The organism is Paraliobacillus sediminis, from assembly GCF_003426055.1.
Genome location: NZ_QJSI01000004.1, coordinates 1 through 25,007 on the forward strand (window position 1 = coordinate 1; position 25,007 = coordinate 25,007).

15 protein-coding genes, 14 tRNA genes and 2 rRNA genes are annotated in these 25,007 nt (G+C 36.0%); 28 read left to right on the plus strand and 3 right to left on the minus strand.

Annotated elements, in window-relative coordinates:
* From D2K60_RS19005 to D2K60_RS19080, 16 genes are all read left to right on the plus strand, one after another.
* A 23S ribosomal RNA gene (locus tag D2K60_RS19005) occupies window positions 1-122 on the plus strand; the annotation flags it as partial.
* A 155-nt stretch (window positions 123-277) separates the two neighbouring features.
* A 5S ribosomal RNA gene (rrf, locus tag D2K60_RS19010) occupies window positions 278-393 on the plus strand.
* Window positions 394-407: 14 nt separating this feature from the next.
* Window positions 408-482, plus strand: a tRNA-Asn gene (locus D2K60_RS19015).
* Window positions 483-485: 3 nt separating this feature from the next.
* Window positions 486-577 (plus strand) — tRNA-Ser (locus D2K60_RS19020).
* A 27-nt stretch (window positions 578-604) separates the two neighbouring features.
* A tRNA-Glu gene (locus tag D2K60_RS19025) sits at window positions 605-679 on the plus strand.
* Between the two features lie 2 nt (window positions 680-681).
* A tRNA-Val gene (locus D2K60_RS19030) sits at window positions 682-757 on the plus strand.
* A gap of 47 nt (window positions 758-804) precedes the next feature.
* Window positions 805-881: transfer RNA gene (locus tag D2K60_RS19035), tRNA-Met, on the plus strand.
* 7 nt (window positions 882-888) lie between these two features.
* Window positions 889-965: transfer RNA gene (locus D2K60_RS19040), tRNA-Asp, on the plus strand.
* Between the two features lie 33 nt (window positions 966-998).
* Window positions 999-1,071 (plus strand) — tRNA-Phe (locus D2K60_RS19045).
* Window positions 1,072-1,085: 14 nt separating this feature from the next.
* Window positions 1,086-1,171, plus strand: a tRNA-Tyr gene (locus tag D2K60_RS19050).
* A 28-nt stretch (window positions 1,172-1,199) separates the two neighbouring features.
* Window positions 1,200-1,270: transfer RNA gene (locus tag D2K60_RS19055), tRNA-Trp, on the plus strand.
* A gap of 15 nt (window positions 1,271-1,285) precedes the next feature.
* Window positions 1,286-1,358: transfer RNA gene (locus D2K60_RS19060), tRNA-His, on the plus strand.
* 14 nt (window positions 1,359-1,372) lie between these two features.
* Window positions 1,373-1,447: transfer RNA gene (locus tag D2K60_RS19065), tRNA-Gln, on the plus strand.
* A 7-nt stretch (window positions 1,448-1,454) separates the two neighbouring features.
* Window positions 1,455-1,526, plus strand: a tRNA-Gly gene (locus D2K60_RS19070).
* Between the two features lie 26 nt (window positions 1,527-1,552).
* Window positions 1,553-1,626: transfer RNA gene (locus tag D2K60_RS19075), tRNA-Cys, on the plus strand.
* 9 nt (window positions 1,627-1,635) lie between these two features.
* Window positions 1,636-1,717: transfer RNA gene (locus D2K60_RS19080), tRNA-Leu, on the plus strand.
* A gap of 237 nt (window positions 1,718-1,954) precedes the next feature.
* On the opposite strand, the gene D2K60_RS19085 is transcribed toward D2K60_RS19080, so the two are convergent.
* Window positions 1,955-2,866: an AraC family transcriptional regulator gene (locus D2K60_RS19085; RefSeq protein WP_117170687.1), complete on the minus strand. Its 912-nt coding sequence runs from the start codon at window positions 2,864-2,866 to the stop codon at window positions 1,955-1,957.
* Between the two features lie 209 nt (window positions 2,867-3,075).
* Between D2K60_RS19085 and D2K60_RS19090 the strand changes: the two genes are divergently transcribed.
* The 8 genes from D2K60_RS19090 (at window position 3,076) to D2K60_RS19125 (ending at window position 12,760) form a co-directional block, all read left to right on the plus strand.
* Window positions 3,076-3,360 carry a PTS sugar transporter subunit IIA gene (locus D2K60_RS19090; RefSeq protein ID WP_117170689.1) on the plus strand — a complete coding sequence of 95 codons (285 nt, stop codon included), beginning with the start codon at window positions 3,076-3,078 and terminating at the stop codon, window positions 3,358-3,360.
* 32 nt (window positions 3,361-3,392) lie between these two features.
* The gene (locus D2K60_RS19095) at window positions 3,393-5,516 is read left to right on the plus strand and encodes a glycoside hydrolase family 3 protein (RefSeq protein ID WP_117170692.1); all 2,124 of its coding nucleotides are present in this window, start codon (window positions 3,393-3,395) and stop codon (window positions 5,514-5,516) included.
* A 318-nt stretch (window positions 5,517-5,834) separates the two neighbouring features.
* Window positions 5,835-6,794 (plus strand): sugar kinase, encoded by a 960-nt coding sequence (locus D2K60_RS19100; protein WP_117170693.1) that lies wholly within the window; start codon window positions 5,835-5,837, stop codon window positions 6,792-6,794.
* A gap of 43 nt (window positions 6,795-6,837) precedes the next feature.
* Window positions 6,838-7,668, plus strand: a complete 831-nt coding sequence (kduI, locus tag D2K60_RS19105; RefSeq protein WP_117170694.1) for a 5-dehydro-4-deoxy-D-glucuronate isomerase — start codon at window positions 6,838-6,840, stop codon at window positions 7,666-7,668.
* Between the two features lie 57 nt (window positions 7,669-7,725).
* Window positions 7,726-8,502 (plus strand): 2-dehydro-3-deoxy-D-gluconate 5-dehydrogenase KduD, encoded by a 777-nt coding sequence (gene kduD / locus D2K60_RS19110; RefSeq protein WP_117170696.1) that lies wholly within the window; start codon window positions 7,726-7,728, stop codon window positions 8,500-8,502.
* Between the two features lie 271 nt (window positions 8,503-8,773).
* Window positions 8,774-10,240, plus strand: a complete 1,467-nt coding sequence (locus D2K60_RS19115) for a tagaturonate reductase (RefSeq protein WP_117170698.1) — start codon at window positions 8,774-8,776, stop codon at window positions 10,238-10,240.
* Window positions 10,233-11,720: a UxaA family hydrolase gene (locus tag D2K60_RS19120; protein ID WP_117170700.1), complete on the plus strand. Its 1,488-nt coding sequence runs from the start codon at window positions 10,233-10,235 to the stop codon at window positions 11,718-11,720. Before D2K60_RS19115 ends, D2K60_RS19120 begins: the two co-directional genes overlap by 8 nt.
* A 35-nt stretch (window positions 11,721-11,755) precedes the next feature.
* Complete coding sequence (locus tag D2K60_RS19125; RefSeq protein ID WP_162880795.1) at window positions 11,756-12,760, plus strand: alpha/beta hydrolase family protein; 1,005 nt, start codon at window positions 11,756-11,758, stop codon at window positions 12,758-12,760.
* 74 nt (window positions 12,761-12,834) lie between these two features.
* On the opposite strand, the gene D2K60_RS19130 is transcribed toward D2K60_RS19125, so the two are convergent.
* Both D2K60_RS19130 and D2K60_RS19135 read right to left on the minus strand, forming a co-directional pair.
* Complete coding sequence (locus D2K60_RS19130; protein WP_117170703.1) at window positions 12,835-15,135, minus strand: helix-turn-helix domain-containing protein; 2,301 nt, start codon at window positions 15,133-15,135, stop codon at window positions 12,835-12,837.
* An 83-nt stretch (window positions 15,136-15,218) separates the two neighbouring features.
* Window positions 15,219-15,869 (minus strand): YesL family protein, encoded by a 651-nt coding sequence (locus D2K60_RS19135; RefSeq protein WP_117170705.1) that lies wholly within the window; start codon window positions 15,867-15,869, stop codon window positions 15,219-15,221.
* Window positions 15,870-16,299: 430 nt separating this feature from the next.
* Between D2K60_RS19135 and D2K60_RS19140 the strand changes: the two genes are divergently transcribed.
* From D2K60_RS19140 to D2K60_RS19165, 4 genes are all read left to right on the plus strand, one after another.
* The gene (locus D2K60_RS19140) at window positions 16,300-17,832 is read left to right on the plus strand and encodes an extracellular solute-binding protein (protein ID WP_205418624.1); all 1,533 of its coding nucleotides are present in this window, start codon (window positions 16,300-16,302) and stop codon (window positions 17,830-17,832) included.
* Between the two features lie 287 nt (window positions 17,833-18,119).
* On the plus strand, window positions 18,120-22,673 hold the full coding sequence (gene pelA, locus D2K60_RS20795) for a pectate lyase (RefSeq protein WP_205418625.1): 4,554 nt from the start codon (window positions 18,120-18,122) through the stop codon (window positions 22,671-22,673).
* 240 nt (window positions 22,674-22,913) lie between these two features.
* The gene (locus D2K60_RS19160; protein ID WP_117170706.1) at window positions 22,914-23,882 is read left to right on the plus strand and encodes an ABC transporter permease; all 969 of its coding nucleotides are present in this window, start codon (window positions 22,914-22,916) and stop codon (window positions 23,880-23,882) included.
* A gap of 22 nt (window positions 23,883-23,904) precedes the next feature.
* A complete protein-coding gene (locus D2K60_RS19165; RefSeq protein WP_117170708.1) occupies window positions 23,905-24,795 on the plus strand; it encodes a carbohydrate ABC transporter permease in 891 nt (296 codons plus the stop codon).
* The last annotated feature ends 212 nt before the right edge of the window (window positions 24,796-25,007 follow it).

Sequence of the window (25,007 nt, forward strand, 5' to 3'; positions counted from 1 at the left end):
AGATGAGACTTCTCATCTTTTTAGAGTAAGATCCCTCAGAGACGATGAGGTTGATAGGTTCGAGGTGGAAGCGTGGTGACACGTGTAGCTGACGAATACTAATAGATCGAGGACTTAACTATAATATATATGTTTATGTTGTCTTGTTGTAATTCTTATCTAGTTTTGAAGGTACATTAATTTTATTCTTTGAAACTCTTGATTTTTTATGAAAAGCAGGTATAATACTTGTTGTCATTAAAATTAAAGAAATCACTTGGATGTATACTCAGAATGATCTGGTGACAATAGCGAAGAGGTCACACCTGTTCCCATGCCGAACACAGTAGTTAAGCTCTTCAGCGCTCATGGTAGTTGGGGCTTTGCCCCTGCAAGAGTAGGACGTCGCCAGGCATATATTCCATTATTCCACAGTAGCTCAGTGGTAGAGCAATCGGCTGTTAACCGATCGGTCGTAGGTTCGAGTCCTACCTGTGGAGCCATATGGAGAGCTGTCCGAGTGGCCGAAGGAGCACGATTGGAAATCGTGTAAACCGCTAACGCGGTTTCGAGGGTTCGAATCCCTCGCTCTCCGCCACTTACATACAACTCATTGTATAATAAAGGCCCGTTGGTCAAGCGGTTAAGACACCGCCCTTTCACGGCGGTATCACGGGTTCGATTCCCGTACGGGTCACCAATGGAGGATTAGCTCAGCTGGGAGAGCACCTGCCTTACAAGCAGGGGGTCGCAGGTTCGAGCCCTGCATCCTCCACCATTTTAAATTAGTAAATTTTATAGTAGAATTATTAAATTCTACATTATCGCGGGGTGGAGCAGTCTGGTAGCTCGTCGGGCTCATAACCCGAAGGTCGCAAGTTCAAATCTTGCCCCCGCAACCAAAATTTTGGTCCGGTAGTTCAGTTGGTTAGAATGCCTGCCTGTCACGCAGGAGGTCGCGGGTTCGAGTCCCGTCCGGACCGCCATTTTTTCATTATAAAGTTACACCTATTTTTATTGGCTCGGTAGCTCAGTCGGTAGAGCAACGGACTGAAAATCCGTGTGTCGGCGGTTCGATTCCGTCCCGAGCCACCTTTTTTTCATTTGGAGGGATAGCGAAGTTGGCCAAACGCGGCGGACTGTAAATCCGCTCCCATCGGGTTCGTAGGTTCGAGTCCTACTCCCTCCACCATTTTCAAAACAAATTTATATAGTAATATAGGGGTATAGTTTAAAGGTAGAACAGAGGTCTCCAAAACCTCCGGTGTGGGTTCAATTCCTACTACCCCTGCTTTTTTTTACTGTGGCGGTCGTGGCGAAGGGGTAAACGCACCGGATTGTGATTCCGGCATACGTGGGTTCAATTCCCACCGGTCGCCCTATTTTTTTCCATTGGGCTATAGCCAAGCGGTAAGGCAACGGTTTTTGGTATCGTCATGCGCTGGTTCGAATCCAGCTAGCCCAGCCATCATCTTGCGGAAGTAGTTCAGTGGTAGAACATCACCTTGCCAAGGTGGGGGTCGCGGGTTCGAATCCCGTCTTCCGCTCTCTTTTCATATAGTTTTATTATAATGGCGGTATAGCCAAGTGGTAAGGCAGAGGTCTGCAAAACCTTTATCACCGGTTCAAATCCGGTTACCGCCTCCAAATAATCATGCCGGTGTGGCGGAATTGGCAGACGCGCATGACTCAAAATCATGTTCCTTCGGGAGTGCCGGTTCGACCCCGGCCACCGGTATCGAATAAACGTTACTAAAGCGACGTTCTAGCGAGTTAATCCTCGTTAGAACGTCGCTTTTTTGCGTTATAAACATACTAATCTCAGTATGTTTATTGTACAATCATTTTTCATCGACTTTTTAAAAAATAGATGCATACAACCGATATAAAATATAATTTTCAAAAAAAGTTGGATTAATAGGTCCGAGTCTAAATTACTTAAATAATTCATTGTACTCCAAAACTGATTTACTTATTAATTTTTCTTATGCTTTTTTTGTAAGTTTTTAGGTGAGATATTATATTCCTTTTTGAATAGTCGATAAAAACTAGAATAGTCCTGAAAACCACATTCTTGGGCGACTTCTTCCATAGCAATTTCATTTTGCTTAATCATCGTGACTGCTATTGCCAAACGCTTTAATAATACATAACGATAGAACGATACATTCATATTGTTTTTGAAATAATGGGAAAAATAATATTTGTTTAAATGAAATTGCTTCGATATATTACCTAAATTCAAATCTGTAGCAGTTAAATTCCTTTCAATGTAATCGATTATTTCTAATAGTCGTTGATCAGGATCATTTACTATATGGTGCGACGGCTCACTGCTTTCAGGGTTTAAGATTGTTTGAATAGATTGGAATAATAGATATTGCAATGCAAAATCATGATTTTCTTTGTCGCTTTTTAACCGATGGCTTACTTCCTTAAATAGAGCAATAATTTCAAGTAATTTATCGGACTGCAAATGAATTACATGTGAACCACTTTTTTTATGATAGATCACGCTTTCGTTCATGACTGGTGATATAGATAAAAAGTCAGCTAGTAACGGTTTACTTATGTTGAATACGATGCGTTCATAGGTTTCAAAATCTTTTACTTTTGCTTTATGAACCGCATAAGGAGGTACGACAACAATATCTCCAGGGTTCAGTTGATAAGTATTACCTTCACAAATATATTCACACTCTCCACCTAAAAATACGAGAAATTCCATCGCATCATGACTGTGTAATCGGAACAACGGTTCAATTTCAGAATAATTTTTAGCTAATTTGTCAGGCTTTACCCCAAAACCGTCTGATTGATATTCCTTCGTCCAATAATGAAGCTCAAAGTTCTGATCCATCACTGGCATAAATATTGATTCTTTCATTTTAGTATCCTTTCATACAGCAATATATACAATATTTATAGCAAAAAACGCAATTTATTTTATGCTCTTATTTGGTATTATACTACTATAGTTTTGAAAAACATACTCAAACATTTAAAATTGTAAGCCTTATCTTATTTGATATTACAGTTTTAAGTAGACAATCAGATAAGATCTTAGCTAGTCAATAAGTTCATTTAGATTTAAAAATGCAACTCGGGAGTAGGATATTATATGCAACAGAGATATTAATTTATATCGGCAACGACACGATTAAATTGAAAGGGGAGTTTATCACTTCTCATGTAACACAATGGGATAGAGTGAATAAAGGAGATCTACTGATTGAAATAGATCTTGAGAACATCAAAGCTGCAGGGTATGATGTTAAAACTCCTGTCGTCATAACAAATACCGAACAATATAAAGAGGTACAACAAATCAAAGTTGGAGACGTAATAGTAAGTGAGAACATACTCCAGCTAAAAGTTTAGAAAAAACTAAGGTACCAAAATAAAAATGAGGAGTGAGTTCATTGACAAAACAACCAGAATTAGAAGTAAGAAAGAAAAAACTCATAGAAAAAGATTGTTTGAAATTTAAAGATTTAAATAACAACGGAAAGCTCGATCCTTATGAAGACTGGCGTTTAAGCCCAAAAGAACGTGCTGATAATCTAGTTTCCTTAATGACTATTGATGAAAAAATCGGCTTAATGTTGATAAATTCTCGAAAGATGGGAATTGCGCAGGAAGATGAAAATAAAACTAGCCATGATGGAGTGTTAGATGAAGGAATTATTGAAAAAGGGGAAAATATTTTTGCTACAAGCAAGGTATTTGGAACAACCTATACGATTGAAACGAGGAAATTAAGACATTTCATCTTAAGAGACAACTATAGTCCAGCCGAAATGGCTGAGTGGATTAACACGATGAATGAAGTGGCTGAAGGGACTCGTTTAGGTATTCCAGTCCTAATTACATCAAATTCACGAAATGAAAATGCTGAAGCTGTGTTCGGTATGAATGATGCAGCTGGTATTTTCTCGACATGGCCAGGAACACTTGGTCTTGCTGCAGCAGCAAAAGGTGACATTGAAAAAGGCGGAGATGCAGGTATAATTAGCGAATTTGCGAGAATTGCACGAAAGGAATGGGATGCGACTGGTATAAGAAAAGGCTATATGTACATGGCCGATGTTGTAACAGATCCAAGATGGCAGCGTACTTACGGTACGTTTGGTGAAGATCCAGAATTTATTTCAGAAGCAATTGGTCGGATTATTGATGAATTCCAAGGTAAAGAGCTTGGGAACCATAGTATTGCGATGACCACAAAGCACTTCCCTGGTGGCGGAGCTAGAGAAAATGGATTTGATCCTCATTATGAGGAAGGAAAATGGAATCTGTATCCAACTCCAGGCAGCTTAGAAAAATATCATTTACCACCATTTAGAGCTGCAGTAGAGCATGGCACGTCTTCTATTATGCCATATTACTCGATTCCAAGTATTAAGAAAAGTATGGTCCAAGAATTCGAAGGAGAAGATATTCCGTTCGAAGAGGTTGGGTTTACCTTTAACCATTACTTCTTAAATCATATCCTTCGTGGCGAGCTTGGATTTAAAGGCTATGTGAATAGCGACAGTGGAATTGTTAATAAAATGAGTTGGGGCATGGAAAATAGTAGTGAAGCAGAACGTTTTGCAAAAGCAATTAATGCTGGTACAGACATGATTGCCGATACCAATGATATTGAAAATCTGAAGTTGGCTATTAGCAAAGGGTGGGTTAGCGAAAAACGAATCAACGAAGCCAACGTTCGACTTCTATCGGAAATGTTCGCATTAGGTTTATTTGATGAGCGTACGTACAATACCGCGGAACATGCTACAGAAGTAGTTAGTAGAAAAGAGCATTGGGACGCTGCTTATGAAGCACATAAAAAATCAGTTACCATTTTAAAAAATTCAAATAAAACATTGCCGTTAACAAAAGACAAGGTCGATGGCAAAAAGGTTTATGTGGAAGTATTCCATAAGGATTCTAAAAAAGCTACTTCTTACACGGAACAAGCAAGAAACGAAGCAAAAGAACTGGGTCTATATACATTAACAGAAAACTATCAAGAAGCAGATACTGCAATTTTATTCTTACATCCAAAATCAGGCTCATACTTCAACGCGACACTTGGTCTGTTAGAATTGGAAATGTGTGAAGACAAAGTAGTCTCTGGTTTGGACGGAACGTTGTATCAAGAGAAAACGATAACTGGTATGAATCGTCTGAAGGAAATAGCAGATAACATCCACAAGCGTGATGGAAAAGTAGTGATGAGCGTTAATGTCATCCTACCTTGGATTCTCGGAAATGTGGAACCTCTGGCTGATGCGCTAATCGCTGGGTACGATACATTCTTTAACGCACAGTTAGATGTTATAGCAGGTAATCACAAACCAACTGGTGTACTACCAATAACATTACCAGCAAGTGATTATGTTATAGCGGTTCGCCAAAATGGTGAATGTGTATCAAGAAATGACGTACCAGGTTTTGATAAAGATAAGTACATGCCAACAGGAATGAGCTATGCTTATCAAGATAGCGACAAAAATGTGTACGCACTTGGTCATGGATTGAAATATTAAGAGGATGCAGGGGGCGGCCCCCTGCTTCTTTTTTTTGATGAAAGCAAAAGAACCGTAGCCTAACTTCTGGTTAATTGCAATAATATTTATCATTGACATTAATAATGAAAGCGGTATAATTTATATTATAGAACACAGTTCCGTAATGTGGAACATCATATTAGATCTTGCACAACCAGTACTTTTTATTCAATGTATTAGAATTTTTATTTACCAAATGTAATCCTTGGAACATGGATAGTTAGTTTTATCGTTTTTGCATATGTTTGCAAAAAGGGCTTCTAAAGAGGCTACTACTATTAGTGAGGAAGATGTTTTATGAGTAAGAAGATAATTACAATTGGGGAGGCTATGGGTTTGTTTGTAGCTGATGAGGTAGGTCGGCTTGAAGATGTACAGAAGTTTACTAGATCAATAGCAGGTGCCGAACTAAATGTTAGTGTTGGCCTAGCTAGATTGGATCACGAGGTATATTATGCTACCAAAATTGGAAGTGATCCACTTGGAGAATCAATCATAAAATTTATTGAAAAAGAAAGAATTCATAATGATTTTGTTTATCGAAGTAAGAAACGTTTAACGGGATTACAATTAAAGGAAAAATCGATAGAAGGGGATCCGAGTGTATCAAGTTTTCGTAAGAATAGTGCAGCTAGTAAATTTAGTTTAGCTACTATACAAGAAGTAGACTTTTCTATTTTTGATTTTGTTCATCTAAGTGGAATATTCTTAGCTCTGTCTCCTGAAACGAAAGCTGTTTCTCATTATTTTGCTGAGGAAGGAAGAAGAAATGGCGCATGTATAACGTTTGATCCCAACCTTCGTCCTAACTTGTGGGGTAGTAAGGAAGAGATGATTAAAAATATAAATGAATTAGCAACAAAATGTGATATCGTTCTTCCAGGCATTTCTGAAGGGAAAATTCTTACCGGATACAATGAACCAGAGGATATTGCTAACTTTTATTTAGAAGGCAATGCAAAATACGTTGTTATCAAGCTTGGTGAGGAAGGTGCATATGTAAAAGGTAATGACAAAGAAGGTAAATACATTAATGGTTTTAAAGTAGCTGAAATTGTGGATACTGTAGGAGCTGGAGATGGTTTTGCAGTCGGTGTAGTAAGTGGCTTAGCTGAAGGATTATCAATTGAGGAGTCTGTTACTAGAGGAAATGCAATTGGTGCTATTCAACTACTTTCAACAAGTGATAATGAAGGCTTACCAAATCGAGGTATGTTAGATAACTTTTTAAATACATCAAAGCACCAAAAAATTTAAATTTAGAAACAACAATTTTTATAATCTATAGGAGGCTTTTAAAATGGAAAAAAGATATGCAACACATCCAGATCACGCAAAAACATTCGGTACGGAAGAGTTACGTCAGCACTATTTGATTGAGGAACTTTTTGTGCTTGGGCAAACCAAATTGGTTTATTCAATGGAAGATAGAACTGTTATAGGCGGTGCAACACCTACTGAGAAAGCAATCACTTTAGAAGCTGATGAGGAAATAAAGGCTGATTACTTTTTGGAACGAAGGGAATTAGGGATTATTAATGTAGGCAATTCAGGCAAAGTTGTGATTGATGGTCAAGAATTTCTGATGGATAACAAAGACTGTTTATATGTTGGAAAAGGAAATAAAGAAGTTTTATTCTCTAGTGATGTAGCGAGTGAACCTGCAAAGTTTTACTTATTTTCTGCACCCGCTCATAAGGAATATCCGATTCAAAAGGTTTCTTTTAATAGTATTGACGGGGATCAATTAGGAACAAATGAGAGTGCAAATGAACGTGTCCTTCGCCGTATGATCCATGATGATGGCATACAAAGCTGCCAAATTGTTATGGGAATGACGCAATTAAAATCTGGAAGTGTATGGAACTCAATGCCAACGCACACGCATGACCGCAGAATGGAAGCCTACTTATATATTGATTTAGATGAAAATGCTAGAATGGTTCATTTAATGGGACAACCGAGCGATACGAGACATCTTATAATGAAAAATGAGCAAGCGGTAATTTCACCACCTTGGTCTATCCATTGTGGGGCTGCTACAAGTAATTATACGTTTGTATGGGCTATGGCTGGGGAGAATAAACAGTTCACTGATATGGATCATGTACAGATGGATAAATTAAGATAATCTAGTAGATAAATAGTATTGCGTGAAAAATAAATCAAAAAGAATGGGGTTTAAACCATGACTTTAGAAAATTTTTCGTTAGACTTTTTTTCATTAACTGATAAAGTTGCGATTGTTACAGGAGGAAATACAGGATTAGGACAGGGTTATGCTGTCGCTCTTGCTAAGGCGGGCGCAGATTTATTTGTAGTAACATATGGTACAGATTGGGATGAAACGAGAGAGCTTATTGAAGAAACTGGACAAAAGGTTACTTTTTTTCAAGCAGATCTTTCAAACAGAGATAGCATTAAGGAAGTTGTCGATACATGTGTAAATACTTATGGTAAGGTTGATATCTTAGTCAATAATGCAGGGACAATTCGTCGTGCACCATTACTCGAATATAAGCCTGAAGATTGGGATGCCGTGATGGAAATTAATTTGAATTCTGTTTATTTCCTAAGCCAAGAGGTAGCAAAGGTAATGGCTAAGCAAGGTAATGGTAAGATTATAAATATAGCTTCCATGCTTTCATTTCAAGGTGGTAAATTTGTTCCATCATATACAGCAAGTAAGCATGCAGTAGCAGGTATTACGAAGGCATTTGCAAATGAGTTAGGTGAAAAAAATATTCAGATAAACGCAATAGCACCTGGATATGTAGCGACAAAAAATACAGCTCCTATTCGGGCAGATGAAAAACGTAACGCAGAAATTCTATCGCGTATTCCAGCAGGACGTTGGGCCGAACCAGCTGATTTAATGGGTGTTGTTGTCTTCTTATCTAGTAGGGCTTCAGATTATATGAATGGACATATCCTTGCAATTGATGGTGGATGGTTAGCGCGTTAAAAGTACTAGTGAATAATCAGAGGTGTGGACACACTGTTGGTGTATAAAAAAGTAGTATAAATGAACGATTAGTGAGCGTTGAAATGACCTTATTAATCGTTTGTTTTTTATTTTCAAAGTTTTATATTATGCTGCTATTTTCTCCTGATAATCGTAATTGTGTCATCTTTGCAAAGCTTTCCATACATCTATAGACCGAACATATAGGAGGTGGTAGACTATAAATAACAACGTTGTTATTTATAGTCTGAATATGTTTGGAGGGGAAATAATGAAAAAACTATCAAAAGAAATTGTTGCGAAAAAACTTTATCCGGAGCGTGTTTTACAGTTTGGAGAAGGGAACTTTATGCGTGCTTTTGTTGATTGGCAAATTGATCTGATGAATGAAGCAGGTGTGTTTAATGGAAGTGTTGTAGCCGTCCAGCCTATTGAGCATGGAATGGTTGATACATTAAATCAGCAAGACGGCTTGTATACGGTAATCTTGGAAGGTGTTAAGGATGGTTCAATTGTTAGAGAAAAGCGGGTAATTCAATCAATTAGTCGTGGAATTAATCCATATCAGGACCTTGAAGGTTATCTTGCATTGGCGGAGCTTGAAGATTTACAATTCATTTTCTCTAACACAACGGAAGCGGGAATCGTTTTTAATGAGGATGACCAGTTAGATGATGCCTTACAAAAGACGTTTCCTGCAAAGCTAACAGCATTTCTTTACCGCCGTTTTTTACATTTTGATGGTGATATAAATAAAGGACTGACGATCATACCGTGTGAACTTATCGATCGTAATGCAGACTACTTAAAGAAATATGTTTTACAGTATGCATCATTATGGAACCTTTCGGAAGCGTTTACAAAATGGTTGGATAATGCAAACACGTTTTGTTGTAGCTTAGTAGATAGGATTGTACCTGGTTTTCCTAAAGATAGTTCAAATTCAATCGAAAAGGAGTTGGGATATCGAGATGAATTAATGGTTGTAGGAGAGCACTATCATCAATGGATAATAGAAGGATCGGACATTTTAAGAGATACTTTTCCAGCAGATAAGATTGGGTTAAATACTGTTTTTGCTACAGATTTAGATCCTTATCGCACGCGCAAAGTGAAAATACTGAACGGTGCCCATACAGCAATGACTCCTGTTGCATATCTTTCTGGTGTTGATACGGTACAAAATGCAGTAGAAGATAAACTAATCGGTAAATATATCGAAGCACTTCTTTATCAGGAAATTTTACCAACAATTGATTTTCCAGAAAGTGAGCTACACACGTTTACTGAGAATGTTCTTGATCGTTTTCGAAATCCTTTTATTGAACACTATCTGATAAGTATCTCTTTGAATTCAGTTGCAAAGTTTAAGGCGCGAGATCTACCTACTTTATTAGAGTACGTCACCTTGAAAAATGAAATTCCGAAAAAGTTAGCTTTTGCATTTGCAGCGCTAGTTTATTTTTATCGGGGTAAAAGAGGAGCGGAATCTATTGATCTAAAAGATGATCCTGAAATAGTAGCATATTTTACTACGCAATGGAATAGTTATGATGGATCAAGTGAGAAGATGGTGGACATTGTCCGTAATATACTAGCAAAAAAAGACTGGTGGAGAATCGATCTAAACGATTGTGTTGGTCTATGCGATGTAATAGCTACTAATCTTTATACAATGGACAGACATGGCGTAAGGAAGGCATTGTTAGAACTAATGGAGGCTGAGGCACATGCATGAGTTCATTCAATTACAGAAAGACGATAATGTAGTAGTTGCCCTAAATGATTTGAAATCGGGTACTACACTAACGATTGATAATATATTAGTAACACTTAGAGATGATGTGCCACAAGGACATAAGGTTGCAATTCTACCTATTGATAGTAATGCAGATATTATCAAATATGGCTATCCGATAGGGCATGCAAAAGAAGCAATTGAAGAAGGCACACATGTACACACAAAAAATATGAAAACTAACCTTACTGGAATTGAAAATTATACGTATCAACCTAAAGTGACAAAGAATCTTTATTCAAATGAGAGTCATACTTTTCAAGGTTATCGCAGGCAAGGTGGTAACGTAGGGATTCGTAATGAGTTATGGATTGTTCCTACTGTTGGATGCGTAAATGGTGTTGCAGATAGAATATTAGATAAATTTAAAGCAGATGTAGGGGATATTGCTCCTTTTGATCAAGTATTGGTATTGTCACATCAATATGGCTGCTCACAACTAGGAGACGATCATCAGAATACAAGACAAATTTTGTCTAATATTGTCCTACATCCAAATGCAGGTGGTGTCCTTGTGCTAGGCCTTGGTTGTGAGAATAATATTGTCGAAGAGTTTGAACAAGGACTAGGCAACTATAATAAGAGTCGTATACGTTTTCTTGTTTCGCAGCTTGTATCGGATGAAATAGAAGAAGGTGTTCGAATTTTAAAAGAGATTTATCAAGAGGCAAAACAAGATAGACGTGAATCGATTCCATTATCGGAATTACGAGTAGGTCTAAAATGTGGAGGTTCAGATGGATTATCTGGTATTACAGCCAATCCATTAGTTGGTGATTTTTCGGACTATTTGGTTGCACAAGGTGGGACGACAGTATTAACAGAAGTTCCTGAAATGTTTGGAGCTGAAACAATTTTAATGGAACGCTGTGAAAATGAACAAATTTTCCAAGATACAGTTTCTATGATAAATGATTTTAAGCAATATTTTATCAAAAATGAACAACCGGTTTATGAAAATCCCTCTCCAGGAAATAAAGCAGGTGGAATAACGACATTAGAGGATAAGTCACTCGGTTGTACGCAAAAGGCAGGGACGACTGTTGTGAAAGGTGTATTGAAATATGGAGAACGACTAAAAGAGCATGGCTTAAACCTACTAAGTGCGCCTGGTAATGATTTGGTTGCAGCTTCAGCACTTGCTTCAGCTGGATGCCATCTTGTACTATTTACAACAGGAAGAGGTACACCATTTGGAACATTTGTACCAACATTAAAAGTATCGTCTAATACAACCTTATACGAGAGAAAACCACACTGGATTGATTTTAATGCAGGCATATTACTAGATGCACAAAAGGAAATAGTACTGAAGGATTTTGTGAATCATGTAATTGAAGTTGCAAGTGGAAAGGAAGCTAATAATGAAGTAAATGGTTACCGAGAACTAGCAATTTTTAAAACAGGAGTAACACTTTAACAATTGGATGCATTAAAATGGTGAGGAGGGTCATAATGGGATCTGTCGAAGTATTCTTAGATACCTTATACAAGGAAGTCTCACAAAGCAACCCTATTAGAGACGAACAAGCTTTTAGAGTTCAGTTACGTGCAGACATTTCACGAACTTTAGGCCATTTTGATTATGTTTCTAAGGATGGTCATGCCATTATACTAGAAAAAAAGGAAATGGAAGGTTATACAAGATTAAGGCTACAGATTAATACCATTGGTGCATTGCGTATGTCTTTTTATTTATTGATACCACGAATAAATAAACGTGAAAAAGTTCCAGCAGTTATAGCTGTTCATGGTCACGGCTATGGTAGCAGAGAAATAATCGGTCTAAATCCAGATGGAAATGAAACAGAAGAGCCAGGCATATATAAAGATTTTGCAGTGGAATTAGTAAAAAAAGGTGTGGTGGTGCTTGTTCCAGAATTAGTAGGATTTGGTGATCGTAAGCTTGAGGAAGACAATAATGAGGAGAATTCATGTTATCGGATTGCTAGTCAGTTATTACTTTGTGGTAAAACGTTAGCTGGACTGCGTGTAGCTGAATGCAGAAGGTTACTAGATTATATCGAAAGTTATGACCTAATAGATGCAAATAAAATAGGTATTATGGGCTTGTCAGGTGGAGGGCTTGTTGCAGGATTCACATCAATCCTTGATCAAAGAATACAGGCTACTGTAATTAGTGGTTATACAAATACATTCAAAAATGGAATTATGGCTCGGAGGCATTGTCTCGATAATTATATTCCGAATATCTTATCATGTGGTGAATTGCCAGATTTAATAGGTTTAATTGCTCCAAGACCGCTGTTTATTGAAGCCGGTAAATCAGATCATCTATTTCCAATCGAAACGGTTAAGACTGCAATGGACAAACTAAAAAAAATCTACAACCTGCAACTAGCTGATAATAATTTAGCGAGTCATCTATTTGAAGGCGGTCATGAAATTAGTGGAGAGCTATCAAATCAATGGCTAATAGAACAGTTAGCTGCTGGGTAAGTAAAGGCTTTCTCAATATATTAAAAAGAAAAAAGCTGTTGTTTTTGCTAATTGATTAGCATAGAAAACAGCTTTTATTTGTGTTTATGATCCGTTCTGTACTTACCTGGTGTAATGCCTTCTATTTTTCTAAAGGAACGAATGAAGTTTTGAGAATTGTTATATTGTAAGTTAGCTGCAATTTCTTTTACAGATAAGTCGGTCTCGACAAGCCATTCCTTCGCTTTGTTCAGACGATACATTAAAAGGTATTCGCTAAAAGAACGCTTTGTTTCTTTTAGAAAAATATTACTCAAATAATTAGGATTATAGTGCAGTTGTGCTGCAATTGAATCCAGTGAAATATCTTTGTCATAACTGTCTTGAATGATGTGAATTATTTTATCTGATAATGACTTATTATCATTTTTAGTGCGTTTGTCTACTTTCTCAATTAAGGGATGCACAAGTTGTTCTTTAAACCAGTCTTGAATAGTTTGTAATGTTTTTAAATCGTAAATTTCCATTAAGAAGGGACGATTATCCAATTCAACTATTTCAATACCTAATAATTGCTTTAACTCCATTAAGTCATACAAAAACCGCGTGAGAATAACATTATAATAATTATGATGCAAGTCCCCATTAGAGATATATTCAAAAAAATTGTCTAGTTCAGTATTCGCCTTCGTTTTATCAGCTAGCTTAATAGCATCAAATAGTTTGTACTTAATGTTAGAAGGATAGTCAATAAAGAATTGATAGTTTCTGTTTAGGTTATCATAAAAAATTATTGACTCTTTGCCATGTTTCAAACGATATTTAAGCGCTTCTTGACTTTCATTAAAGGCTAATTTTGCTTGTAGTAAATCTGTAAAAGGACGACTGATTCCGATACTGATAGATAAATGAAAAATATTTTTGATCTCATTTTGTACTAAAGCAGCTTGCTGATTGATAAAAAAAGTATGTTCATTTTCATTTTCAAAATCAGTAACTAGAACTGTCGCTTGTGTCTGATTAATAACAACAGGTGTTAAGCGTCTTTCTGAATCAATCAAATCTTCAAGAACGTTATTAATTGCAAATAACAAAAGATCCGTGTCACTTTTATTAAAACTACTATTCTCAAAAGTATCAATTTGTAAAGCGAAAACGCTCAGTTGTTGCCATGATTGTTTATAATTAAATGATGTAAGCTTAATTGGAACCTCATGCTTACCTACTTTACCTTGCAACAATCGAATAATAAATAGCTGTTTTAATTGATTAACTTGTCTTTGCATTTTAACTTCCAAGTCATTATTTTTACTTAGCAGCTGGTTAATATGTGACTCAATTAATTCAAATTCATCATGCTTCGTTTTCTGCATGTCACTTTTATCAGGAGTAGAATTTCGAATTAGTTCCTGGATGTGTCGAATTGGTTTATAGATATTTCTGCTTCCAATAATAGAAAAGATTAAGGTTAGGCAAAGTAGTATGGAACAGATGGCTATTGTTAACCATCGAATCGAGCTTAATTTACTATTTAAGTCACTAATTTTTACAAAGGATAAGTAAGTCCAATCGTTATAATCCGACGTTCGGTAAGTGACTTTATAATCGGTACCATCAATTTCATTATTAAATTGACCGTCCACAGGTGACGTATTTATTTTAGAAATAATAGTTTCAGGGATTTCAAAATTCTCTCCAATATATCCAGGATTGCTATGAGCAATTACTTTGTTTGAATCATCAACTATTAAAAAGGATTCGGAATCAATTTTTTCTGCCATAATATTAGTTAAAGAACAACTTGGAATATAAACAACCACCATTCCCGTTTTCTTAGAATGAAGTAAAGGTAATCTTTTTACTAGACTAATATAATGGGAACAACTATTCTGAACGTTATTTTTTACAACAATTGAATCAAACTCTTCAAGTAGCCAAGAAGAATTATCGGTAATTGACATGTATTTTATGTACATAGCATCGTTCTCTTCTTTACTAATAAAGGAAAGGCCATTGTTGTTGATTAACCAGTCGTTCTCAAAACTAACTAAGACGATATCTTCAATACCAGTATCCAATGTTTGTAAATGATTCAGGTCACTTTTGATTGTTTGATAATTGTAGAATACTTCAGCAGACATTTCTTCTCTGATAAACTGTTGTGTTTGTGACGTTCTAACGAAATAAGTGACTGATTGATCAATATTTTTTAGAACTTGCTCTACATTGGTTTGGATTTGATACACATTTTGTACTTTCTCCTGTGTGGAATACTCTTGAATGGCTTGAGCTGATTTCCAATAAGAAAGAGAACCTGTAATAATGACAGGAACCGTACTTAATAAAATAAATAAGATTATCAATTTATAATAATGCTGTATGGTTCCATTTTTCATCAAAGCCACCCCCAATAGGATTGTTATGAATTTTTAGTGGTATGTTTCCAAAGAAGTATGTTAGTAAGTCTATGTTTATTTATCTAGATAGATGTATTTGAATCGATTTGAGCTTGCTGCTTCTTTAATAAATTGTTAAAAGATAGATTGGCGAAATACATCGTGATATAAGCGCTTACACTAAAACTAAAAAATAAAGTGATTCCTGGTACTTTCATAGATGTGTAATAGATGCTAGACAACGCTATTAAGATCGCGATAGTATATAGAAGATTAGTTGCGCCAATCATAATCGAGTAAGTAAGATATCTGCGAATAGATAATTGGTAATGTACATAAACTGGCGCTATAAAAACTACTAATATGAAATATAGAAAACTAGCTATGAATAAAATCCCTAAGAAAACATTGTAAAACCCACTTTCTCTCATATAACCAGTGAAGCGTAAGTCGATAAACAAAAGTACCCCTATTATACCGAGTATAATCATGATCAAGTTCGTTTTTAAAAATTCCTTTTTATATGTAGAAAAAAAAGTTTTGAATATTGGAATATCATTTTCTTTCATAACCCATTTTCTAACTACAGTAAACATACTAATGGTAGCAGGCATGATGCCAACTACTACAAGACCAAGAATTGTTGCAAAAATCCAAAGCAAATTAAGATAAGCCAGACGACTTATTACCACACTGACTTTATAAAATGCTCCCCATAAACCTTTCATTTCCATATTAATCCCTCATTAAATAATATATTTAATTTCCATTTTATTATAACATGGATGTATAATAATGTAAGATAAATTAGAAAGGAAAAGTAATCATTAGATTAGATCTATTTATATCACTGTCGCAAACTATTAGTATGTCCCAAGACAGTAAGAAATATTAAAACAGTTGTTTGCTATACCGAAAGTAAGAGGACTTTTCTTTAGAAATGTTTAATGATATCAGGAAATAGAATAATCATTATGTAAGATACTTTGTAATGAATAATACATAATATTTTTTAAAATGAAAGGTTAATCCGCAAAAAAACTAGGTAATACATGGAATTTACAACGTTGTTATTTACATGTAATATTGATTATATACAATTTTTAACTTATGAAATAAGATTGGAGATGCAACAAATAATTGTATTTTATGGAGGTTAGTACAATGAGTATTTGGAGAAAGTTTGGTTTAGTTACATTGTTTTTAGTAGCAGGATTAGTATTATTCGCATGTAATAATGAAAGCGCTTCCGAAGGGGGAGATGAAGAGGATTCAGAGAGTACAGGGGACACAGAAGAAGAAGGGCCATATGAGTTTTCAATTATGGCGAATTTGCACACTCCAGAGGTACCAGCAGAAAAGGTACTAGAAGAAATTGAAGGGTTAACAAATACAGATGTTGAAATGCAATGGATTCCTGATAACAACTATGAAGATCGTTTAAACACTGCATTTGCAACGAATACTTTGCCAGAAGCAGTATTTTTGAAGAATCAAAGCACATTTGTGCAATTTAGGGATGCAATTCAGGATGATCAGTTCTGGGATCTAACAGAATTGATTGGTGAATACGAAAATTTAAGTAAACTAAAAGAAAACGTTGTAGATAATACAAGAGTTAATGGAAATGTTTATACATTATATCAAGGACGGCCTTTATCAAGACAAGGTATAATTTACAGAAAAGACTGGGCGGATAACTTAGGACTAGAAGCGCCAACTACAACAGAAGAATTCTATGAAATGGCAAGAGCTTTTACTGAAGATGATCCTGATGGTAACGGAAAAGATGACACATTTGGGATAACTGACAGAAGCGATTTAATTTATGGTGCATTTAAAACTGTTTCTTCTTGGTTCGGTACACCTAACTATTGGGGAGAAAAAGATGGAGAATTAGCTCCCGAATTTGTATTTGATGAATACGTTGAAACAATGGATTTCTTTAAAGATATACATGAAAACGGTTATATTAATCAAGACTTTCCTGTAACAAGTAAAATTGATCAGCAAGAATTCATCAAAAATGGGACTGCTGGTATTTACGTAGGTTCTATGGGTGATGTAGGCAGTCTTTACGATGACGCAGTTGCGATTAATCCGGATCTTGAATATGACGTGCATAATAATATAGCGGGTCCAGATGGCGAATTTGGTACTTGGTCAATTCCTGGCTATGGTAACTTGGTTATGTTTCCTAAAAGCGCAGTAGAAACCGAAGAAGAGTTGAAAAAAATCTTAGGCTTCTTTGATCAATTGATGACACCTGAAGTTATGAACCTAGCTTATTGGGGAATCGAAGGTGAGCACTATGAAGTGACTGATGGAAGTGCGCTTCCAGTTGATGATGCTTCTTTATTTGAACGAGAAGTTAGACCATATCAGTCAATTGAAATTGGTGAACCTGCAACAAATGGTCGTTATGAAGGTGCATTTGATTATGATGTCAAAGCTAAATCAGAGGAATTGTATTTAGACAATGAAAATAATCTAATTGATGATCCTACTGTTCCGCTATACTCTGAGACATTTGCTCAAGATGGTGCTAGATTACAGCAAATTATCACGGATGCAACTTATCAGTATATTTTAGGACAGTTAGATATGGATGGCTTTAACGATGCAGTGGAAAATTGGAAGTCGCAAGGTGGAGATAACATTATCACCGAATATAATGCGGAGTATACTGCGAATTAAATTAGTAATTTAGTGTTTTGAAAATAAGTTTATGGAGTGCCTGGTTCCTTCGGTGATATAAGGAGGCAGGCATTTTATTTGAACGCGTTGATTATCATAAAAGATTTATAGTCTTTCTCTCACTTCAAAACTATATACGCTGTCATAAGAAAGACGTTACAACTACATCGTGTTTTGCATCTTTCCAACTAGAATTAGAGCATACAACATTTATGATTTTTCGAGCTAGTAAAGCTATAAATTGATGCTAATAATTATAAAAAGTTAGAAGGAAAGGTGAAAATTCTATGAATGTAGTAGGTAAACGAATTGGCTATCTTGTAATGGTAGCAATGCTTTTGTTTATTTCTGTTTCTTCAGCAATACAACCGGTGAGGGTAAGTGCCGAAGAAGTTGTTTCTTTTCAAACTGATTTTAATGATGAAATAACAGGAGACATTCCTAAAGATTTAGATGTGTCCGAAAATGGTGGAACGGTTAGATTAGTTGACCTTCCTGACATAAGTAATAAAAGCGTTTTTTTGAATGATACTAGCGATACCACAAATGTTAGTCTCAGCAAATCTTTTGATGACTTAGTTGGTATTGTGACAGTTGAAATGTCATTTATGCAACCAACTTACACGAGCTCAACAAAGGTAATGAGAATAAAAGGTGACGCTACACCAGTTATTATTGAAACGAAAAACGGAAGTATAACTTATCGGACTGGGAATAACTATGAACCATTAATTGAAGTAGAAGAAAACCAATGGTATAGGATTAAAGTGGCTATTGACTTAGATACGCAAAAAGCAGATGTCATGATTAATGATGAACTTTTGCTAGAAGCGGCGCCATTAAATGAGGTGGCGACTAAGATTGATTTTATCGAGACATTCACACCAAACAGTGGTACAGATGGGCACTATATCGATGATATCAGTATTCAAGGATCATCACCTGAAGAGGTAGTGGAACCGACAGACCCAGAACCAGAGGGTGATGGAATTAATGGAGTCTATGAAGCGGAATATGCAGTGCTTGATGGAGCAATTATAGACAACAAACACATTGGTTTTACTGGAACAGGTTTTGTTGATTACAATCCTAATGCACCTGGGGGAAGTATTGAGTGGATAGTTGATGCTCCCGTAGACGGGGAGTATAATCTCGATTTTCGCTATGCGCATGGTGGAACAGATTTACGTCCTGCAGAGATAATGGTCAATGGGGAGGTAGTGAATGACGGACTAGTTTTTGATTCGACTGGAGGTTTTGCAGTATGGGACAATACATCAATGAAAGCGGACTTAAAGGCTGGGGAGAATATCATAATTGCTACAGCTACAGGTGCTAGTGGAGGAGCAAATATTGATCATTTAAAAGTGTATATGGAAGTTGATGATATTTATGAAGCGGAAGACGCAGCATTAGAACCAGATACAGTTATTATTGACAACAAACATATTGGATTTACTGGAACAGGCTTTATTGATTATAATCCAAATACACCTGGGAGTTGGGTGGAATGGACAGTTGATTTACCGATTGAGGGGGATTATTACCTAGATTTTCGCTATGCACATGGTGGTACAGATTCCCGCCCAGCTGAAATAGTGGTTAATGATGAAATTATTGAACCAGAATTGACATTTGACCCATCTGGTGGCTGGGCAACGTGGGTCTATACGTCTACACAAGCAAATTTAAAGTCGGGTGAAAATGTTATTCGTGCAACGGGTGTTGGTGCAAGTGGAGGAGCAAATATTGATCATCTGCGGATTCACAATAAAGATGAGATAGATAATGAAGGACCAGTAGATGTTGAAGATGCTGAAATAGCGGATATTATTAGCGGTTTAGAATTGAAGAAACTGAAAGAGTTAGGGATGGTTGTCGATCAAAAAGCTAGTGATGATCAACCAATTACTAGATTAGCCTTTATGTCGCTGATTAATGAAGCATTTGGATATGTAGAAGAGGAGAAATTTAAAAATATCAGTAACGATACACATGTTTGGGAAATTTCTCTTGAAGAATGGTATTCCTATGTCCTAAAAGTTGCGAAAAAAGAAGGATATATGATTGATCTGGTTGTTGATGGAAAAATTAATCCTAATGAAGAGTTAACAAAGCAGGAAGCTCAAAATATAATTGCGACTATTCAAGGTGAGTCATCTACTTCTAAAGTTGAAGATGTATTGACATGGGGAGAAGCAAAAGAATTAGTGGCACCTTTTCGTGAAAATAATAGTAGTGAACAAGTAAATATTGTTGGGGTTCATGCAGTAACAACTAATCTTATGGTGGTAACGTTAGATAGTTACTTTGAAACATTTGATTTTTCAGATATTGATGTTGTTATTCCAACAAATGAGTGGGAGCAACTTTCGCTAGGATTTAAAAATTTACGTATTGATAAAGCTGCTCAAGGAATCAATGAATTTGGACAGACGGTAGTTGTCTTGCGCAGTTTGGATGAATGGGATGAATATGCCGAATATCAGGAACAAATAGAGGAAGTAAGATTTTCAGGTGACCTAGATAAAGCAATTCAAGAAGCGGATAATCTATTGACTTGGCAAATGGACCACGGTGGTTGGACTAAAAATTGGCCGCAGATATACACACGTGCATGGGATGGTGTAGAGTCCCGTTCGGAATGGGTAGAAGATGGTAATGAATTAGGAACGATTGATAACGATGCAACAATTGCAGAAATGATATATCTTGCACAGATATATCAGGAAACAAAAGATGCAAAGTATCAAGACAGTTTAGAGAAAGCTTTGGATTTCTTATTTGAGTTGCAATATCCAACAGGCGGTTTTGCACAAGTATATCCAGCTAGAGGGAATTACTCTGACTATGTGACCTTTAATGATGAGGCAATGGTTAATGTTTTAGAATTAATGGATTTAGTATCAGAACGAAAATATCCATTTGATTCCGATTTAATTAGTGATGAATACCTTGTGAAAGTTACTAGTTCAATTGATTTAGCAGTTGATTATATTCTTCAAGCACAAATTGAAGTAGATGGCGAATCAACAGCGTGGTCTGCGCAACATGATCCAATCACATATGAAGCAAAAGGAGCGCGCGCATATGAACATCCATCTATTTCTGGGCAGGAGTCGGTCGGTATTATTCGTTATCTAATGTCTAGACCGCAAACAGAGAGGATTAATCAATCTGTTAAAGCTGCATTAGAATGGTTAGATGAAGTGAAATTAGAGGATACACGCTATGTTAGTGGGGATCCAAACAATGAATACTTTGTTGAAGATACAAATGCAACAGCTTGGTATCGTTTTTATGAAATTGGTACGAACAAACCAATCTTTTCTGGCCGTGATGGTGTTATTAAATATGACATTATGGAGATTGAAGAAGAGAGACGTAATGGCTATTCTTGGGGTGGTCATTGGGGAACGTCGTTACTAGATATTGCACAGCAAACGGGTAATTACACGAATAAAGTATTTGTTCAAGTAGCTGAAACAAAATCAGTTGACACATATGGCAGAACATTAGCTACTGGAGATGTAAAGGAGTTGGAAGGACAGATGAAGCGTTTAGCTGAAATTGATAACACAATAACGGTTGCACAAGATGGAAGTGGGGATTATGATACGGTCCAATCTGCAATTGATGCTGTGCCTATTAACAACAGTCAAACTGTAATGATCTATGTGAAAAATGGGACGTATAAAGAAGTTATTAATATTCCCGCTAACAAACCGTTCATTACATTGATTGGTGAAAATGAAAAAGAGACAGTCATCACATATGATAATTATGCTGGTAGAGATAATGGAGTAGGTGGGACTCTTGGAACAAGTGGCAGTGCAAGTGCATACCTTCGAGCTGATGATCTTAAAGTAGAAAATCTAACATTTGAAAATTCTTTTGATGAAACAATTGATACTGATGGGAGACAAGCGGTTGCAGTCTACGCAAGTGGTGATCGACTCTATTTTAAAAATGTAAGTTTTATTGGAAATCAAGATACATTGTATGTAAATGCTGGTACGCATTATTATGACCATGTTTACGTAGAAGGTGATGTAGACTTTATTTTTGGGGCTGCTAGAGTAGTATTTGCGAATTCAGTGATCCATTCGTTTGATAGAGGTTCCGAGTCTACAAATGGTTATGTTACCGCTGCTAGTACGTTGATTTCAGATGAGTATGGCATGATGATTATGAATAGTAAGTTAACGAGTGATGCAGCAGCAGGTACGGTTTATCTAGGAAGACCGTGGCCATCTGGTGGTAATCCCAGTGCAATAGGAAGTGTTTTGATCAAGAATAGCGAACTGGGCGAACATATCAACCCAGATGGATGGACATCAATGAGTGGATTACAACCTGAAGATGCTAGATTATTTGAATATAAAAATACTGGCCCAGGTGCAGTAGTAAATGATTCCAGAAGACAATTAACAGATGAAGAAGAAGCTGAGTGGACAGTTGAAAATGTATTAAAAGGTTGGAATCCTGTTCCAGATCAAGAGGAACCAGAGGATAATCCTGATGTGGAAGAACCAGAAGAAGTACCTGTCGATGAAGATCAGCAAGAAGAAGGTCAACAAGATGTAGAAGATAATGAATCTAGTCAAGATGAAGATCAAGAAAACGAAAACGAAAACGAAAACGACGAAAATGAAGTCACAGATATTAAAGCAGAAGATACTAATTCAGGTGATAAGAATCAAGAGAAAACGAAAAGTCCAGAAAATTTACCAGCAACCGCAACATCAATGTTTAATTTGTTACTAATTGGACTCGCTACATTATTTGCTGGAGCAATGTTGCATATGTTAAATCAAAATAAAAGGAATAAGATGGAGTAATTATAAATGAGCATTCACATGTGTGAATGCTCATTTTAAAGTAACTGACCCATAACCATAGTGTTTATCCAATAATCATTATCTTATATTGTAATAAAATACAGGTTATCAGTAATGTAAACGCATACTTATTCAGGGTTAATAACATAATGATTATTTACGAGGTCATTATCTTACTCTACATTAAATGTAAGCAAGAAATGGTTTGGAAAAGATAAAATTATAGAAAGGGTTTTGCTAATGGCTAATACAGTGGTTACAGAAGCTAATACAAAAATACCTGTTGATTACAAGAAAAAACGAAGACAAGAATTGTGGAGGCGTACGAAAAAAAATAAAATGCTTTATCTAATGATTCTTCCAGGGATTATTTATTTTCTAATCTATAAATATCTTCCTATGTATGGATTAATCATCTCCTTTATGGATTACAAACCGTATTTAGGTATATCAGGTAGTGAGTGGGTTGGATTTGAACATTTTCGTCGATTATTCGCAAGCCCTGAGTTTTGGAGTATTTTTAGAAACACGCTCGTATTATTTGCTTTACAAATATTTGTGTTTTTTCCGATTCCAATTGTTATATCTCTCATGTTAAATGAGGTAAGACATTCGTTTTATAAACGAGGCATCCAGACACTAATTTATATTCCGCATTTTATGTCTTGGGTTGTTATTGTATCTATCAGCTTTGTAATGTTTACTTTGGACGATGGTATTATCAATTCAATGTTAGAAGTTTTTGGATTTGAGAAAATTAATTTTCTGATGAGTTCTGATTGGTTTCGACCAATGTATATTCTCCAAGTTATATGGAGAGAAGCTGGGTGGGGAACAATTATTTTCTTGGCAGCAATAACCGCAGTCGATCCGCAGTTATATGAAGCTGCAAAAATAGATGGTGCTACGCGTCTTAGACAAATGTGGCATATTACACTTCCAGCAATTCGAAGTGTCATCATCGTATTACTTATTCTTAAAATTGGTGATGTACTTGAACTCGGATTTGAGCATGTATATCTATTATTAAATTCCTCAAATCGAGAAGTAGCTGAAATCTTTGATACGTATGTATATGTCGCCGGTATCCAGCAAGGACAATTTAGTTATAGTACAGCAGTTGGATTTTTTAAAGGCGCCGTTGGTTTGGTGATGGTAATTTTCGCGAATAAGTTAGCTAAGGTATTTGATGAAGAAGGAATCTATTAATCGGTATAAGGAGTGAAAAAAAATGACAAAAAAACAAAGAAAAAATAGAGTGTCAGTCGGCAGTAGGGTATTTGATACATTTAATTATATACTGTTGGGACTTATCGGACTGATAACTATCCTACCATTTATTCATGTATTGGGAAGTTCATTCGCCACAAGTGCCGAAATTGCTGATACTACGTTTTTGTTATTTCCCACTGAATTTAGTTTGAATGCTTATCGTTATATCTTCTCTACTGATACTATTTTTAAAGCATTAGGTGTTTCCATCACTGTAACAATTGGTGGAACTTTATGGAGTATGTTCTTATCAACGTTAACTGCCTATGGTCTTTCGCGTAGGGATCTTATAGGTAGAAGGCATATAAACTTTCTTATTGTTTTTACGATGTTATTTAATGGTGGGATGATTCCAACATTTTTAGTTGTACAACAGACAGGGTTATTAGACTCCCTTTTGGCACTAATTGTACCTGTTTCGATTAATGCTTTTAATATGATTATCTTAAGGAGCTTTTTCTTAAATCTTCCACAGGGATTAGAAGAGTCAGCAAAAATAGATGGAGCGAATGACTTTGGTATATTATTTCGAATCGTAATTCCAATTTCATTGCCAGCCATTGCAACGATTTCACTTTTTTATGCAGTTACGTATTGGAACACTTATATGCACGCGATTCTTTATTTGAGTGATGCAGGAAAGTGGCCAGTTCAAGTTCTTTTAAGACAAATTGTGGTACTTGCAAGTGGTATTAGTTATGATGGATCGTCATTTACTGATGTCCCACCACCAGAAGTTACTGTAAAAATGGCAACAATCGTTGTCGCAACAGTCCCAGTTTTATTAGTATATCCTTTCTTACAAAAGTATTTCACAAAAGGTGCATTACTAGGGTCTGTAAAAGGTTAACAGAATATAGAAGTGAAAAAAACTTTAAATTTCGTTTCAATATTATAGTACGACGTAGTGAAAACTTCTTACTCGCTATGTCAGCAAATGGTCTCGCTTTCCGTGGACACAACCTAAAGCTTATACAGAAGCAAAGAACGCTTCTATAGAGGAACTTCGGTTTGTGCTGTTCCCACTGGAGTCTCAACCATTTGCTTCCTTCGCTGATTATA